Genomic DNA, 13,318 nt, shown 5'->3' with positions numbered 1-13,318 from the left:
CGAGAAACGAGTGAAATCATGAAATTCACCCTCTCCTGGCTAAAAGATCATCTCGAAACCGAGGCTTCCCTCGGCGAGATTGTCGATGCTCTGACCATGATTGGTCTTGAAGTGGAATCGCTGGATGACAAGGCGGCGTTAAAGCCGTTTGTCATCGCCAAGGTGTTGACCGCCGCGCGGCATCCGGATGCGGACAAGCTGCAGGTGCTGACCGTTGATACGGGCGACGGCAAGCCGTTGCAGGTTGTTTGCGGCGCACCCAATGCGCGTGCGGGCCTGATTGGTGCGTTTGCTGCACCCGGAGCCTATGTTCCGGGCATCGATGTCACTCTGTCTGTCGGCAAGATTCGCGGTGTCGAAAGCCACGGCATGATGTGCTCGGAGCGCGAGCTGCAAATGTCTGATGAGCACAATGGCATTATCGATCTGCCAGATGATGCGCCTGTCGGTACCAGCTTTGCTGCCTATGCCGGTCTTGACGATCCGGTCATCGAGATCAATCTGACGCCAAATCGTCCCGATTGCACCAGCATTTACGGCATTGCCCGTGATCTGGCTGCGGCGGGTCTTGGCAAGCTCAAAAGCGGCGCTGTGGAGCCCGTCAAAGGCACCGGCGCTGCATCGGTCAGCGTATCGCTTGATTTCGGTGATCGTGCGCCGATGTGCGAAGGCTTCGCGCTGCGCACCGTCAAAGGTGTCAAGAATGGTCCGAGCCCGAAATGGCTGCAGCAGCGGCTGATTGCCATTGGCCTGCGTCCCATCAATGCGCTTGTTGATATTACCAACTACATCACCTTCGATCGTGGCCGTCCGCTGCATGTGTTCGATGCCGACAAGGTCAAAGGCAATCTCACCGTGCGCTGGGCGCAGGAAGGCGAGAGTATCCTTGGTCTTAATGGCAAAGAATATACGCTGAACCCTGAAATCGGCGTTATCGCCGATGCGGAAGGTGTGGAGTCGCTTGCGGGTGTGCTCGGCGGCGAACATTCCGGCTGTGACGAGAACACAACCAATGTTGTGGTTGAATCCGCCCTTTGGGATGCGATGAATATTGCCCGTACGGGCCGCAATCTCGGTATCATCACCGATGCGCGCTACCGGTTCGAGCGCGGTGTTGATCCGGAATTCATGGTGCCCGGCCTCGAGCTTGCAACGCATATGATTCTTGAATTGTGCGGCGGTACGCCGTCAGCAGCTGAGGTTGTCGGGTATAAGGGCTTCACGCCAAAGTCGGTTACGTTCCCGGCGGCAGAGGTGAAGCGCCTCACCGGTATCGAAGTGCCAACACAGACAAGCCTCGATATTCTCACCCGTCTCGGCTTCCAGCCAAAAGGCACCGGTGAAGTGGTCGATGTGCTGGTTCCATCGTGGCGGCCGGATGTGGATGGCAAGGCTGATCTGGTGGAAGAGGTCATGCGTATTCATGGCGTCAACCGTATTGAACCGCAGCCACTGCAAACCCATGCGACAGTCAATGGCAAGATCCTGACGATCCTGCAGATCCGTACCCGCAATGCCAAGCGGGCGCTCGCCTCGCGCGGGATGATGGAAGCTGTCACATGGTCGTTCATTTCGGAGGAACAGGCAAAGCTGTTCGGCGGCGGTCAGCCTTCGTTGAAGCTTGCCAACCCGATTGCCGCAGACATGTCCGATATGCGGCCTTCGCTGCTGCCGAGCCTTCTGGCCGCTGCCCAGCGCAATGCCGACCGTGGCTTCAATGACCTTGCGCTGTTCGAGGTTTCCGGCACCTATGAAGGCAATACACCGGAAACCCAGCGCCGCGTTGCTGCGGGTATACGGCGCGGCACGGCGAAGCTGGATGGTTCCGGCCGCCATTGGTCCGGCAATGCCTCACCTGTCGGTGTGTTCGATGCCAAGGCCGATGCCCTTGCCGTGCTTGAAGCTTGCGGTGCGCCTGTTGACAAGCTGCAGATCGAAAGCGGTGGCCCGGCCTGGTATCATCCCGGCCGCTCCGGCACGATCAAGCTCGGACCAAAGGTCGTTCTTGGCACGTTCGGTGAATTCCATCCAAAGACGCTGGAAACGCTTGATGTATCGGGCGCGCTGTGCGGATTTGAAATCTATGTGGATGCCATCCCCGAACCCAAGCAGAAAGCAACCCGCACCAAGCCGCCGCTGACACTGTCAGACTTCCAGACGGTGCGCCGCGATTTTGCATTCGTTGTCGACAGGTCCGTGGATGCGGCTTCGATTGTTCGCGCGGCGCTGGCCGGCGACAAGAAGCTGATCGCGGGCGTTCAGGTGTTTGATCTGTTCGAAGGTCCGTCCTTGGGTGCCGACAAGAAATCTGTTGCCATTGAAGTCGCGATCCAGCCACAGGAGCGCACGCTCAATGACGAGGATCTCGATGCGCTGACCAAGCGGATTGTTGAGAGCGTTGGCAAGCAGACGGGCGGTGTTCTGCGCGGGTAACAGACTGTAGGATTGTGGTGCGTGGTTCGTGGTTCGACAAGCTCACCATGAGGGAGATTGGTGGATGCAACGATAATCGCAAAGCTTGCTGCGCAAAGGGAGCAGAACTTGACTCCCTTTCATCACCCCTCTCCCTCATGGTGAGCTTGTCGAACCACGCACAACAGTCTTGCAACTGAATCAACAAAAAAGGGGCGCACTGCGCCCCTTTTCATTTGGCTCAAACCAAAATCTATTTCTGGATGACTTTCCAGTTTTTATAGAAGATCGAATTGCTGCCCTTGAGGATGAGACCCATAAACGAAACAACGGCAGCATAAAGCCCGGGCAGATAGGACGGCCGCAGGATGTCGACAAACAGGCAATAGCGGGTCTGGTCGGTCTGGTTGACGGACTGGTGCATCAGCGTGTCATCGAAAATGAACAGCTTATCGTCTTTCCAGTAGCTCGTCGTATCGCCGCACCAGATATAAGCCGTGCGGTCGTTCATATCATTGATGTTGTAGAGCACGCGAATGGTGGCGCGGATCGGGCCAAAGTGCTTCGAGGTCGAGTTCTTCTTGTTGAACACTGACACGCCAATAGTCTTCACGAAATTGTACTTCTCATAGAAGGACGGCACATTGGCAAAACTCGGCTGGTCTTTTCCGTACCACTTGAAGAAGAACATGCTGCGGGCCTGCTTCTCCGCGCGCTCCTGCAACTTACCGACAAGATTTTCCTTCTGCGTCGCTGTGATCAGCCGCTGTACTTCCGCCTGATAGGCCGTTGGAAGGTCTTCCAGCTTGTAGACGCCCTTGTTGATATAGGGCAGCGACAGGATGTCGAGAACGATATTCAGCGGCGACAGGATCCAGGTGAACAGGCCATTGCCCATGAAATATTGTTCGACCATCTGCAGATCGATGTTCTTGTTACGCGACAAGTCATAAATTCCGCAGATCAGATAAAAGATCACCAGATAGGGAACGAAATAGGCGAGAATCGCCAGTAGAACCAAACCGATAGCCCAACGTCTGATCGACTTTTTTGTTGCTTTTTCCATTATATTCCAGCTTCAGAAGGCCTGACCATCGATGAACGAACAGGGGTGGTTTGGCGTGTTAGAACGAATAAATTGCATGCATATTGCATAGCCGCCGTGAATGTTTTTTGATCCCGGCAACGGCGTGAAATAGGCCTCACGCCGTACCGTCTGTCAAGCATGTGGTTTTATAATATGAATACAGTTGTCAACAAATAACCGCAACGGGCTAGATTGTTCTTGTTGCGGCGATCATTTTCAACCCCTGCCACTCGATCAGGGCAAAACAGGCAACGACAGCCGTAATTGCAAGGCTGGCGACAATACCGAGAGCTGTAAAAGCAGACGGCATCGCCATAAGAAGGGCTGGAACACCAATAACCCATAAGAGATCGGCAATGAAAACAAAGCCGACGAGTGCCCGCGATTGGGCTTTCCACCGGGAGATCAGGGCGACATCAATCGCAAACAGAACCAACGCAATACCCAGAGTCGCGATCAACCAGATCGGCGCGCCGGGTATCAGATATTCTCCGGATAGTTCAGCAAAAAGCGCAAGGCCAAGCCCGGTAACAGCAGTCAGTACTGCATTGATCATCAGGCCATCTTTCAAATTGACTTTGGTCATTTCATTCTCCTTCGTTTGCGTTGGTATTGGAGAATGCAAGGGTAAAGTAATCAAAACAATTACCTCTGAGGTAGTGTTTAATACGAAGTGTTTACTGCAAATATTATGGGCAACAAGGAGCGATGATGGAGTTTGGTGACCACCTCAAGCAATGGCGTTCGCACCGGCATATGAGCCAGATGAATCTGGCATTGGAGGCCGGTATATCTTCGCGTCATCTGTCATTTCTGGAAACCGGTCGGGCCAGGCCCTCGCAAGGCATGATCATCCGCATTTGCGAAGCGCTGGAATTGCCATTCAAGATTCAGAACGAACTGTTCGGTGCCGCCGGTTTTGCACCGCGTTATCTCTCCGCTGAGCGGGAAGGTGTGGCAGGGCTGCCTGTGCTAATCCGCGACACGCTTAACATGATCCTTGAACGGCACGCGCCATGGCCAGCTGTCGCGTTCAATGCGGATCACGATATTCTTGCGGCCAATGTGGGGTTCATGGCTCTGGCGGAAACTCTGGGCATCCCCGTTGCGCCGGGTGTCAACATTTTGGCGCTGGTGCTTGATCCGGGCCCCGTGCGCAGGGCAGTCGCCAATTGGCCAGAGGTTGCATTGCTGTTTCTCAAGCGCGCGCGCAACGAGGCACGGCTTTATGGTCCGAAAAGCCAGTTGGCCAAACGTATTGCTGATTACGAAAGCAATGCGGAGATTTCAGCCCTTTTGCGCAATGATGAAAGCGAACGAAATCCACCGCCGATTATCACAGTCGAATTGCATTTCGGCGATGCGGTGACCAACTGGATCACCACGCTCACGGCATTCGGCACCGCGCAGGAGGTTTTGACGGAAGGCATTTTCATTGAGCAATATTTCCCGGCAGATGATGCTACGCGGGTAATCGCTGGAAGTATGGGACGCTGAGCATACAGCGTCCCATTGTTCATATCAGCCGTTCACGAGAGCAAGGGCGGCGTCAGTATAACGATTGCCGGCAACCTGCGTCGGTGACAATGCATCACCAATCTTTTTCAAGTCAGCTGGCGAGAGGGAAATATTGGCCGCCGCCGCATTCTCTTCCAGATGCTTGATCTTGCGGGCACCGGGGATTGGCACAATGAAGTCACCCTGATGCAGCACCCAGGCAAGGGCGAGTTGTGCCGGTGTGATGCCCTTGTCCTCGGCCAATCCCCGCAATGTGGCGATCAGGGCCGCATTGGCATCCATGTTTTCAGCCTGAAAGCGCGGCAAGGTCTTGCGCCAATCATCGGCACCCAGCTCATCCGGCTTGTTGATCGTGCCGGTAAGAAGTCCACGACCCAGCGGGCTATAGGGGACAAAGCCGATGCCAAGCTCACGGCAGACGGCAAGCACTTCATCCTCGGGTTCGCGGCTCCATAGGGAATATTCGCTCTGGACCGCAGCAATAGGATGCACCTTGTGGGCGCGGCGGATCGTGGCGGCGCTGGCCTCGGACAGACCAAGGGCTTTCACCTTGCCCTGTTGTACCAGCTCTGCCATAGCGCCAACCGTGTCCTCGATCGGGACAGTCGGATCAACACGGTGCTGGTAGAACAGATCAATCTGTTCGATGCCAAGCCGTCCGAGTGATGCCTCAGCCACCGCTTTGAGATGTTCCGGATGGCTGTTGACGCCGATCATGCGTGATAGGCCAACCCCTTCATCCGAAATCTTGAAACCGAATTTGGTGGCGATCACGACCTCGTCGCGACGGTCCTTCAAAGCCTTGCCGACAAGGATTTCATTGTCGAAGGGACCATAGACTTCGGCTGTGTCGAAAAAGGTCACACCGAGATCCACTGCGCGGTGCAGCGTGCGGATCGCATCCGCCTCATCCTGTCCGCCATAGGCAAAGGTCATGCCCATGCAACCAAGGCCAACTGCTGATACACTAAGTTCCGTTCCGAGTTTGCGCTTTTCCATCACTGATCTCCTTTTGATGTGGTGGAGGCAACTTAGGCTGCGGATCAGTGTTCGATAATTCCCTTAAGTTTTTACAGCTTGTTCTATATAATAGATCAATGGATCGCTCTCATCTGCCTCAACTCGCTGTCTTCGCCACCGTTGCCGCCTGCGGTGGCTTTCGTGGCGCGGCCAAAGAGCTTGGCATCGCACCATCAGCAGTCAGTCATGCAATCTCAACGCTGGAACAGAATCTCGGCGTCAGGCTTCTGGCGCGAACCACACGCAGTGTTAAAGTGACGGAGGAAGGCGCGCTGCTTTTGCGGCGGCTTCGCCCGGCACTGGCCGAAATCGATCTAGCGCTCGACGCAGCCAAGGAAGCCAACAACCGCATAGCCGGAACTTTGCGCTTAAGTGTGCCGCCCTTTGCCGCCCATTGGCTGCTGGCGCCACGCCTGGCTGCATTCGCTGCGGCCTATCCGGGGGTAACTCTGGAAGTGCGCGTAGAGGAGCCGTTCAACGATATTGTTGCCGCAGGCGTCGATGCGGGCATGCGGCTCGGCGAAAGTCTGGAACCGGACATGATCGCCGTGCGGATGAGTGATCCGATCAAGGCCAGCATCGTCGCTTCGCCAGACTATTTCGAAAAATGCCCAATTCCGCTGCATCCGCACGATCTTGCCAATCATCAGTGTATCCGCCGCCGTTTTGCCAGCGGACAGATTTATCGCTGGGAGTTCGAGAAGGATGGCGAGGAAATCGTCATGGAAATGGGCGGGCCATTGATTCTCGGCGATGACCATCTGGTCATTCAGGCAGCGCTTGATGGAGCGGGCGTGGCTTTCCTGCTGGAATATATGGCACCCGAAGCCATTGCCGATGGCCGGTTGCAGTGCGTGCTTGATGACTGGTGCGCGCCATTCCCCGGGGTCTATCTCTATTACCCCAGCCGCCGCCAGATGCGGCCCGCCTTGCGCGCTTTTATCGATTTCTTCAAAGTCTAAGCCTGCGCTTCTTTCCATTCCGTCTTGCCTTGTCTAGGTTGCCACCCGACGAAGAGGAGAGAAGTCATCATGTTCCGTTGGGGTATTCTGTCGACAGCAAAAATCGGGGTTACGGCTGTTATTCCAGCCATATGCGATGCGGAGAACTCGATCCTCTCAGGTGTCGCCAGCCGCGATCTTTTGAAGGCGCAGGCCGTGGCCGAGCGATTCGGCGCACCGCACGCCTTTGGTTCCTACGAGGCGATGCTCGCTTCGTCCGATATTGATGGGGTCTATATTCCGCTCCCGACGTCTCAGCATGTGGAATGGTCGGTGAAAGCGGCGGAAGCTGGCAAGCATGTTCTCTGCGAAAAGCCGATCTCGCTGCATTCGGGTGAAATCGCCGCTCTGCAGCGCGCGCGTGATACCCATGGCGTGCTGATCGCCGAGGCATTCATGGTGACCTACCACCCACAATGGCTGAAAGTGCGCGATCTTATCGCCGAAGGTGCCATCGGCCGCCTGCGTCAGGTTCAGGGTGCTTTCACTTATTTCAACAAGGATGCCGGCAATATGCGCAATCAGCTGTCGCTTGGCGGCGGTGCCCTGCCGGATATCGGGGTTTATCCAACCGTCGTCACTCGCTTCGTGACCGGCAAGGAGGCGGTCAGGGTTTCGGCCAATGTGGACCGCGATGCGGATTTCGGCACCGATTGCTATGCCAGCGTGCGTGCCGATTTCAATGGTTTCGAGCTGTCTTTCTATATCGCCACCCAGCTCGCCGCGCGCCAACTGATGGTTTTCCATGGCGATGAAGGGTTTATCGAGGTGCATGGACCGTTCAACACGGGCAAATATGATCACGCCCGAATCACCCTGCACAATCAGAACCACACCGGTGCCACCGAATGGACTTTCGGCGATGTGAACCATTATCGCCTGCAGATCGAGGCGTTTGCCCGTGCGGCAAAGGGCGAAGATGCTGGCGTGTTTACGCTTGAGAGTTCAGTTCTCAACCAGAAGCTGATCGATGCAATCTATCGCGCCGGGGAAACCGGCAATTGGGAGGCCGTAGCATGATTGGTCATCATTCCCTCAAGCGTATCGCCTGCACGATATTGGCTGTTACCCTGTCGGTCGCGGCCCTTCCAGCCTATGCGCAAAGCAACGACAAAGTCATCTCCGTTGACAATGCAGACCCGGATATGAACGTGGCGATAGAGCAGGCACGCAAAGGCCTTGATAAATTCATTGTGCTGTCAAAGACACCGCCAAAAGGAACGAACGGGTACAAACTCAAGGTCATGGTCCACGATGGAGCTAAAGTGGAGCATTTCTGGGTTACGCCATTTCACACAACCAAGGATGGGTTTGAGGGCACCCTGGCCAACGAGCCAGAGGTCGTTACCAATGTAACGGCCGGCCAGAATCTCAAATTTACCCGCAATGACATATCCGACTGGGGATACACCAAAAACGATCGTCAGATCGGCAGCTACACGGTCTGTGTACTCTTCAAAAAGATGACGAAAGAAGAAGCCGACTTCTATCGCAATAATTACGGTTTCGACTGCTGAAGCCGGAGGCTGCTACCAATAGACGCCGCCTCGCGCCACATGCACGCGCGGGTTGGCATCCGGTGTATTGAGACTTCTGGGGCAAGCTTCGCATTCCGCTTCCGGTCCTGACACCACCGGCTTGCCGGACTGGGTGTTGAGCAGCGACAGGATTTCCAGATTGCTGGAATTCCAGCGCCCGTGCTGACCGCTGATCTGCGGCACAGGCGAAGGGCGGGTGCGGATACGGTCCTGCGGCTTGACGGCAAGCGTCAGCAGAATATCGTCAGGCAGCGCCTCGCCGCGCGCGACAACACCTGATGCATCTTTCAACGCCTTCAGCCTCTCCACGCGGGTGTCTGTCAGTGGGTGCGTGCGCAGGATTGACGGATCGGGAATGCGCCCGCCCGGCAGGATGAGATTTTCCCAGAGTTTGCCCTGGGCTTTTTCCAGTTTCACCAGCGCCTGTGCCAGCCCATCGGGATCTCCGGTTAGAAGTGCGGCGCCAAGATCCGCATCAAATTCGCGGGTGCGCGACAATGCCATCTGCAAAAGGCCGCCAACCGTGGGGGCGACAAGCAGAATCAGCACGCCAAGCCAGGGAATTTGTGCGTGCGCGCCGCTTGCCAGAAAAGTGATATTGAACAGCAGCGATACGATGCCGATTGTCGACATCAGCGAGGTAAAGCGCGAGACCGTATCGGCAAGCGCCATGACCTTGAGGTCTTCATTGCGGATATGGCTGATTTCATGGGCCAGCACGCCGGTAAGTTCCCGAGCGGTCAGCACCCGAATCAGTTGATCAGTGACGGCAACCACGGAATTGTCTTTCCGCCCGACCGCAAAGGCATTCATCATCCTTGACGGTATGACATGCAGTTCGGGGACATCAGGCAAACCGGCGCGGCGGGACAATTCTTCCACAATGGCAAGACCTTGCGGGAACTCGGCCCGCGTAACCGCCCTTGCTTTATACATTTTCAGCACCATTTGAGGACTAATGCGCCTGATGGCGACAAGGCTTATTGCGCCGAAAACAAAGGCGTAGATAATGCCTGCAGGACCCGCCAGCGTAAAAGCGCAGACAACGAGCAATGCCAGACTTCCGGCGAGAAGCAGCCATGTGTGCAGTGTATTGATCAACTGGCTGCGCCGGTGTTCGGGAAGGTTGAAGTGAAGGGTATCATCGGTCATAGGCGATATATGGCGCTAAAAAGCCGGTTTGCCGAGTCTTTTAAGGCAATTAGGCGTGTAAATGCCGCAGCTTCTGACTTGCATGGTAATTTCAGCCTTCTTATATAGCCAACAACACGTAAGTATGGCTCGCCGTAGTCGTCTTGCATTGTTTAACCCCCCTAGGGGCTGCTGAATGGAATGCTCGGCAGAGGTCCCGGCAGCCTGCTGAATGGAGAGAAGTATAATGGCTAAAGTTATCGGTATCGATTTGGGTACGACCAATTCCTGCGTCTCCGTCATGGACGGAAAGAGCGCGAAGGTCATCGAGAATGCGGAAGGTGCACGCACAACACCTTCGATCATCGCTTTTACGGATAGCGATGAGCGCCTTGCTGGCCAGCCGGCCAAGCGTCAGGCTGTCACCAATCCGGAAGGAACTGTCTTTGCGGTCAAGCGTCTGATCGGTCGCCGTTTTGACGATCCGACCGTTGAAAAAGACAAGAAGCTTGTGCCTTACGAAATCGTCAAAGGCGACAATGGCGACGCATGGGTAGAAGTTCACAAGCAGAAATATTCGCCATCGCAGATTTCCGCGATGATTCTGCAGAAGATGAAGGAAACGGCGGAAGCCTATCTGGGCGAAAAGGTCGAGAAGGCTGTTATCACCGTTCCTGCTTACTTCAATGATGCCCAGCGTCAGGCCACCAAGGATGCGGGCAAGATTGCCGGTCTTGAAGTCCTGCGTATCATCAACGAGCCGACCGCTGCTGCCTTGGCCTATGGCCTCGACAAGAAGGAAGGCAAAACCATTGCCGTATACGATCTGGGCGGCGGCACGTTCGACGTTTCGGTTCTGGAAATCGGCGACGGCGTTTTCGAAGTAAAATCGACCAATGGCGATACGTTCCTTGGCGGTGAAGATTTCGACATGCGTCTGGTCGAATATTTCGCAGCCGAATTCAAGAAGGAACAGGGCATCGACCTGAAGAACGACAAGCTTGCCCTGCAGCGCCTCAAGGAAGCTGCGGAAAAGGCCAAGATCGAACTTTCCTCGGCACAGCAGACCGAAATCAACCTGCCATTCATCACCGCTGATGCTTCCGGACCGAAGCACCTGACGATGAAGCTGTCGCGCGCCAAGTTCGAAAGCCTGGTTGACGATCTGGTTCAGCGTACCGTCGAGCCCTGCAAGGCAGCGCTCAAGGATGCGGGCCTCAAGGCTGGTGAAATCGATGAAGTAGTTCTCGTCGGCGGTATGACCCGCATGCCGAAGATTCAGGAAGTCGTAAAGGCTTTCTTCGGCAAGGAACCCCACAAGGGCGTGAACCCTGATGAAGTTGTTGCCATGGGCGCAGCCATTCAGGCCGGCGTTCTGCAGGGTGACGTCAAGGATGTTCTGTTGCTCGACGTGACACCGCTGTCCCTCGGCATCGAAACACTCGGTGGCGTGTTCACCCGTCTGATTGACCGTAACACGACGATCCCGACGAAGAAGTCGCAGACCTTCTCCACGGCAGAGGACAACCAGTCCGCCGTGACGATCCGCGTCTTCCAGGGCGAGCGCGAAATGGCTGCCGACAACAAGGCACTTGGCCAGTTCGATCTCGTTGGCATTCCGCCGGCACCACGCGGTATCCCGCAGATCGAAGTCGGTTTCGACATCGATGCCAACGGTATCGTCAATGTTTCGGCCAAGGATAAGGGCACCGGCAAGGAACATCAGATCCGCATTCAGGCTTCCGGTGGTCTTTCCGATGCCGATATCGAAAAGATGGTCAAGGATGCCGAAGCCAATGCGGAAACCGACAAGAAGCGCCGTGATGCCGTCGAATCCAAGAATCAGGCCGAAGCTCTGATCCATTCGACTGAAAAGTCGTTGAAGGATTATGGCGACAAGGTTTCTGCCGAGGACAAGCAGTCCATCGAAACGGCATTGGCCGAATTGAAGACTGCTACCGAAGGCGAAGATGCCGAAGCCATCAAGGCAAAAACACAGACTCTGGCCGAAGTTTCAATGAAACTTGGTCAGGCCATGTACGAAGCCGCACAGGCTGCCGAAGGCGAAGGCGAGGCGACCGCAGCCACGGCCAAGGAACATGACGATGTTGTCGATGCCGATTTCGAAGAAATCGACGAAAACGGCAAGAAGAAATCTGCATAATCTGCAGCACATAATCTGATGAAAAGCCCGGCCTTGTGCCGGGCTTTTTGTTTGCCTGTTTGTTTCCGGCTTGCGCGCAGTGCGGAAAACGAGGTGCGACTTTCGCCTAATTGACGTCAAATGCGTGTGAACATATGAAGAACATGTGCAGATTTTTAGAGTGCCTATTGGAATCAATATTCCCATCGCGATCTCCGGCTTATTCGCGCTCCGGAGGTTGAAGCCGATTATTTTATCAAAATTTTTCAAAGGATTACGCAATGAGTATCGATATCAATGTGTATACGAACGAAATTTCTGACGATCTTATTCCAGCGATTCTAGAGGAACTGAACAAGTTTGGCATGATTTGTGAGTTTCCTCCCGATTTTTCATTGGAGAGCCAATCAGGCTTCCTGCCAATCAGGTTTCGCGTGCCGAGTTCTACATTCGAGAACATGAGAGACAAGGATCTCGTGAGCGGTTTTGAGCTTTCTGTTGATGACAACGAAATGGATGAAGACGATGGCCACAGCGAGGAAGATCAGGAGAAACTTAAAACCTATCGCAAGCTGGTCAGTTTCTATTTCACCGGTGCTTCCGACAGTTTTGAACTTCGCTTTGCAAGTTTGACCAGTGCGATCATTGCGACGCTGACCCACGGCGCACTGTCAGACTGCGATTGTAAAGTCCTCTATGATGGCGCCTCCATCATGGAAGCCGCACGGGATCTGATTGCAGGTGACAGCGACCTCACATGGCGAGAATTGGAGTATCACGAGTTCGAGGGATGGGATTAAGGTTCAAAATCGTCTCGCATCCTGTTGACGAGCTTATACGTCTCTCATGGCGCTTCCTGAGCCTGCCGAAGGATGAATCGCGTACGGCATCGCATTTTCCGTATCGTTTTCAAATATTTGCATCAAGATCGTGCATGGTTCGACGGGCTCACCATGAGGGAGATGGTTAGGTTGCAGGGTGCTATGATCTGCGACGTTCGCGATTAGCGTTGCAGCCAACGCTCTCCCTCATGGTGAGCCTGTCGAACCACGCACGATGTTGATGCAACGAGAAATTGTGTTCAACAACACCTGCAACATTGGCAGATGCAATCATCCCCCTCTGCCCTGTCGGGCATCTCCCCCACAGGGGGGAGATCAGCCTACATGACTGTCTTTGCACAATCTGAAACGTTTTCTGCTGTGCAAAGGCATTACTGTCAATGTGATCTCCCCCCTTGTGGGGGAGATGTCCGACAGGACAGAGGGGGGTGAGCACCACTGTGAATCCTTACCAAACCACCATTCTCAAAAAAAACACCACCAACTTATCCACGTTTCCTCCGCCTCCCTTATTCTACTCATGTCCTTTCCGGCGGGAATGCTTCCGGAAACTATTCGAAGTCAGGAAAGGACCGGCGCTTCTGTTTGCGGGTGGTAGTCTCGCAAGCTGKAGAGGTTCCGCTCTT

The 13,318-nt window shown here is 54.9% G+C and carries 11 protein-coding genes; 7 read left to right on the top strand and 4 right to left on the bottom strand.

From position 1 onward, the window contains the following. Positions 1–18 precede the first annotated feature (18 nt). Complete coding sequence (gene pheT / locus AB4Y96_RS16485; protein ID WP_441918519.1) at positions 19–2,433, top strand: phenylalanine--tRNA ligase subunit beta; 2,415 nt, start codon at positions 19–21, stop codon at positions 2,431–2,433. Between the two features lie 232 nt (positions 2,434–2,665). Here the strand turns inward: pheT and AB4Y96_RS16480 are convergent, their stop codons facing one another. Both AB4Y96_RS16480 and AB4Y96_RS16475 read right to left on the bottom strand, forming a co-directional pair. Continuing rightward, positions 2,666–3,478, bottom strand: a complete 813-nt coding sequence (locus tag AB4Y96_RS16480; protein ID WP_091879288.1) for an aspartyl/asparaginyl beta-hydroxylase domain-containing protein — start codon at positions 3,476–3,478, stop codon at positions 2,666–2,668. A gap of 208 nt (positions 3,479–3,686) precedes the next feature. Further along, the gene (locus tag AB4Y96_RS16475) at positions 3,687–4,085 is read right to left on the bottom strand and encodes a hypothetical protein (RefSeq protein WP_441918518.1); all 399 of its coding nucleotides are present in this window, start codon (positions 4,083–4,085) and stop codon (positions 3,687–3,689) included. A 125-nt stretch (positions 4,086–4,210) separates the two neighbouring features. Between AB4Y96_RS16475 and AB4Y96_RS16470 the strand changes: the two genes are divergently transcribed. Further along, entirely contained in the window at positions 4,211–4,996 is a 786-nt protein-coding gene (locus tag AB4Y96_RS16470) for an MmyB family transcriptional regulator (RefSeq protein WP_441918517.1), read from the top strand. 24 nt (positions 4,997–5,020) lie between these two features. Here AB4Y96_RS16470 and AB4Y96_RS16465 read toward each other — a convergent pair whose 3' ends face one another. Next, positions 5,021–6,016, bottom strand: coding sequence for an aldo/keto reductase (locus AB4Y96_RS16465; RefSeq protein WP_441918516.1), 996 nt, complete (start codon positions 6,014–6,016; stop codon positions 5,021–5,023). Positions 6,017–6,114: 98 nt separating this feature from the next. Between AB4Y96_RS16465 and AB4Y96_RS16460 the strand changes: the two genes are divergently transcribed. The 3 genes from AB4Y96_RS16460 to AB4Y96_RS16450 all read left to right on the top strand — a co-directional run bounded on the left by AB4Y96_RS16460 (position 6,115) and on the right by AB4Y96_RS16450 (position 8,555). Then, positions 6,115–6,999: a LysR family transcriptional regulator gene (locus tag AB4Y96_RS16460; protein ID WP_441918515.1), complete on the top strand. Its 885-nt coding sequence runs from the start codon at positions 6,115–6,117 to the stop codon at positions 6,997–6,999. 69 nt (positions 7,000–7,068) lie between these two features. Beyond that, positions 7,069–8,058, top strand: coding sequence for a Gfo/Idh/MocA family protein (locus AB4Y96_RS16455; protein ID WP_441918514.1), 990 nt, complete (start codon positions 7,069–7,071; stop codon positions 8,056–8,058). Continuing rightward, a complete protein-coding gene (locus AB4Y96_RS16450) occupies positions 8,055–8,555 on the top strand; it encodes a YegJ family protein (RefSeq protein WP_441918513.1) in 501 nt (166 codons plus the stop codon). Before AB4Y96_RS16455 ends, AB4Y96_RS16450 begins: the two co-directional genes overlap by 4 nt. A gap of 12 nt (positions 8,556–8,567) precedes the next feature. Here AB4Y96_RS16450 and AB4Y96_RS16445 read toward each other — a convergent pair whose 3' ends face one another. Then, complete coding sequence (locus AB4Y96_RS16445) at positions 8,568–9,728, bottom strand: zinc metalloprotease HtpX (RefSeq protein ID WP_091879278.1); 1,161 nt, start codon at positions 9,726–9,728, stop codon at positions 8,568–8,570. Between the two features lie 226 nt (positions 9,729–9,954). Here AB4Y96_RS16445 and dnaK point away from each other — a divergent pair, with 226 nt between their 5' ends. Both dnaK and AB4Y96_RS16435 read left to right on the top strand, forming a co-directional pair. Next, entirely contained in the window at positions 9,955–11,871 is a 1,917-nt protein-coding gene (gene dnaK, locus AB4Y96_RS16440; RefSeq protein WP_091879277.1) for a molecular chaperone DnaK, read from the top strand. Positions 11,872–12,131: 260 nt separating this feature from the next. After that, positions 12,132–12,650 carry a hypothetical protein gene (locus tag AB4Y96_RS16435; protein WP_441918512.1) on the top strand — a complete coding sequence of 173 codons (519 nt, stop codon included), beginning with the start codon at positions 12,132–12,134 and terminating at the stop codon, positions 12,648–12,650. Positions 12,651–13,318 lie beyond the last annotated feature (668 nt).

This window comes from Phyllobacterium sp. TAF24 (genome assembly GCF_052113785.1).
In the GTDB taxonomy this organism is placed as follows: Bacteria; Pseudomonadota; Alphaproteobacteria; order Rhizobiales; family Rhizobiaceae; genus Phyllobacterium.
Note: the sequence above shows the minus strand (reverse complement) of the source record. Positions and strands in the feature narration are given on the sequence as shown.

Bases quoted from the DNA above. Each gene is read 5' to 3' on its own strand.
- AB4Y96_RS16450 (WP_441918513.1), top strand. From the start codon at position 8,055: ATGATTGGTCATCATTCCCTCAAGCGTATCGCCTGCACGATATTGGCT.
- AB4Y96_RS16465 (WP_441918516.1), bottom strand. From the start codon at position 6,016: ATGGAAAAGCGCAAACTCGGAACGGAACTTAGTGTATCAGCAGTTGGC.
- AB4Y96_RS16455 (WP_441918514.1), top strand. From the start codon at position 7,069: ATGTTCCGTTGGGGTATTCTGTCGACAGCAAAAATCGGGGTTACGGCT.
- AB4Y96_RS16445 (WP_091879278.1), bottom strand. From the start codon at position 9,728: ATGACCGATGATACCCTTCACTTCAACCTTCCCGAACACCGGCGCAGC.
- pheT (WP_441918519.1), top strand. From the start codon at position 19: ATGAAATTCACCCTCTCCTGGCTAAAAGATCATCTCGAAACCGAGGCT.
- AB4Y96_RS16470 (WP_441918517.1), top strand. From the start codon at position 4,211: ATGGAGTTTGGTGACCACCTCAAGCAATGGCGTTCGCACCGGCATATG.
- AB4Y96_RS16475 (WP_441918518.1), bottom strand. From the start codon at position 4,085: ATGACCAAAGTCAATTTGAAAGATGGCCTGATGATCAATGCAGTACTG.
- AB4Y96_RS16460 (WP_441918515.1), top strand. From the start codon at position 6,115: ATGGATCGCTCTCATCTGCCTCAACTCGCTGTCTTCGCCACCGTTGCC.
- AB4Y96_RS16480 (WP_091879288.1), bottom strand. From the start codon at position 3,478: ATGGAAAAAGCAACAAAAAAGTCGATCAGACGTTGGGCTATCGGTTTG.
- AB4Y96_RS16435 (WP_441918512.1), top strand. From the start codon at position 12,132: ATGAGTATCGATATCAATGTGTATACGAACGAAATTTCTGACGATCTT.
- dnaK (WP_091879277.1), top strand. From the start codon at position 9,955: ATGGCTAAAGTTATCGGTATCGATTTGGGTACGACCAATTCCTGCGTC.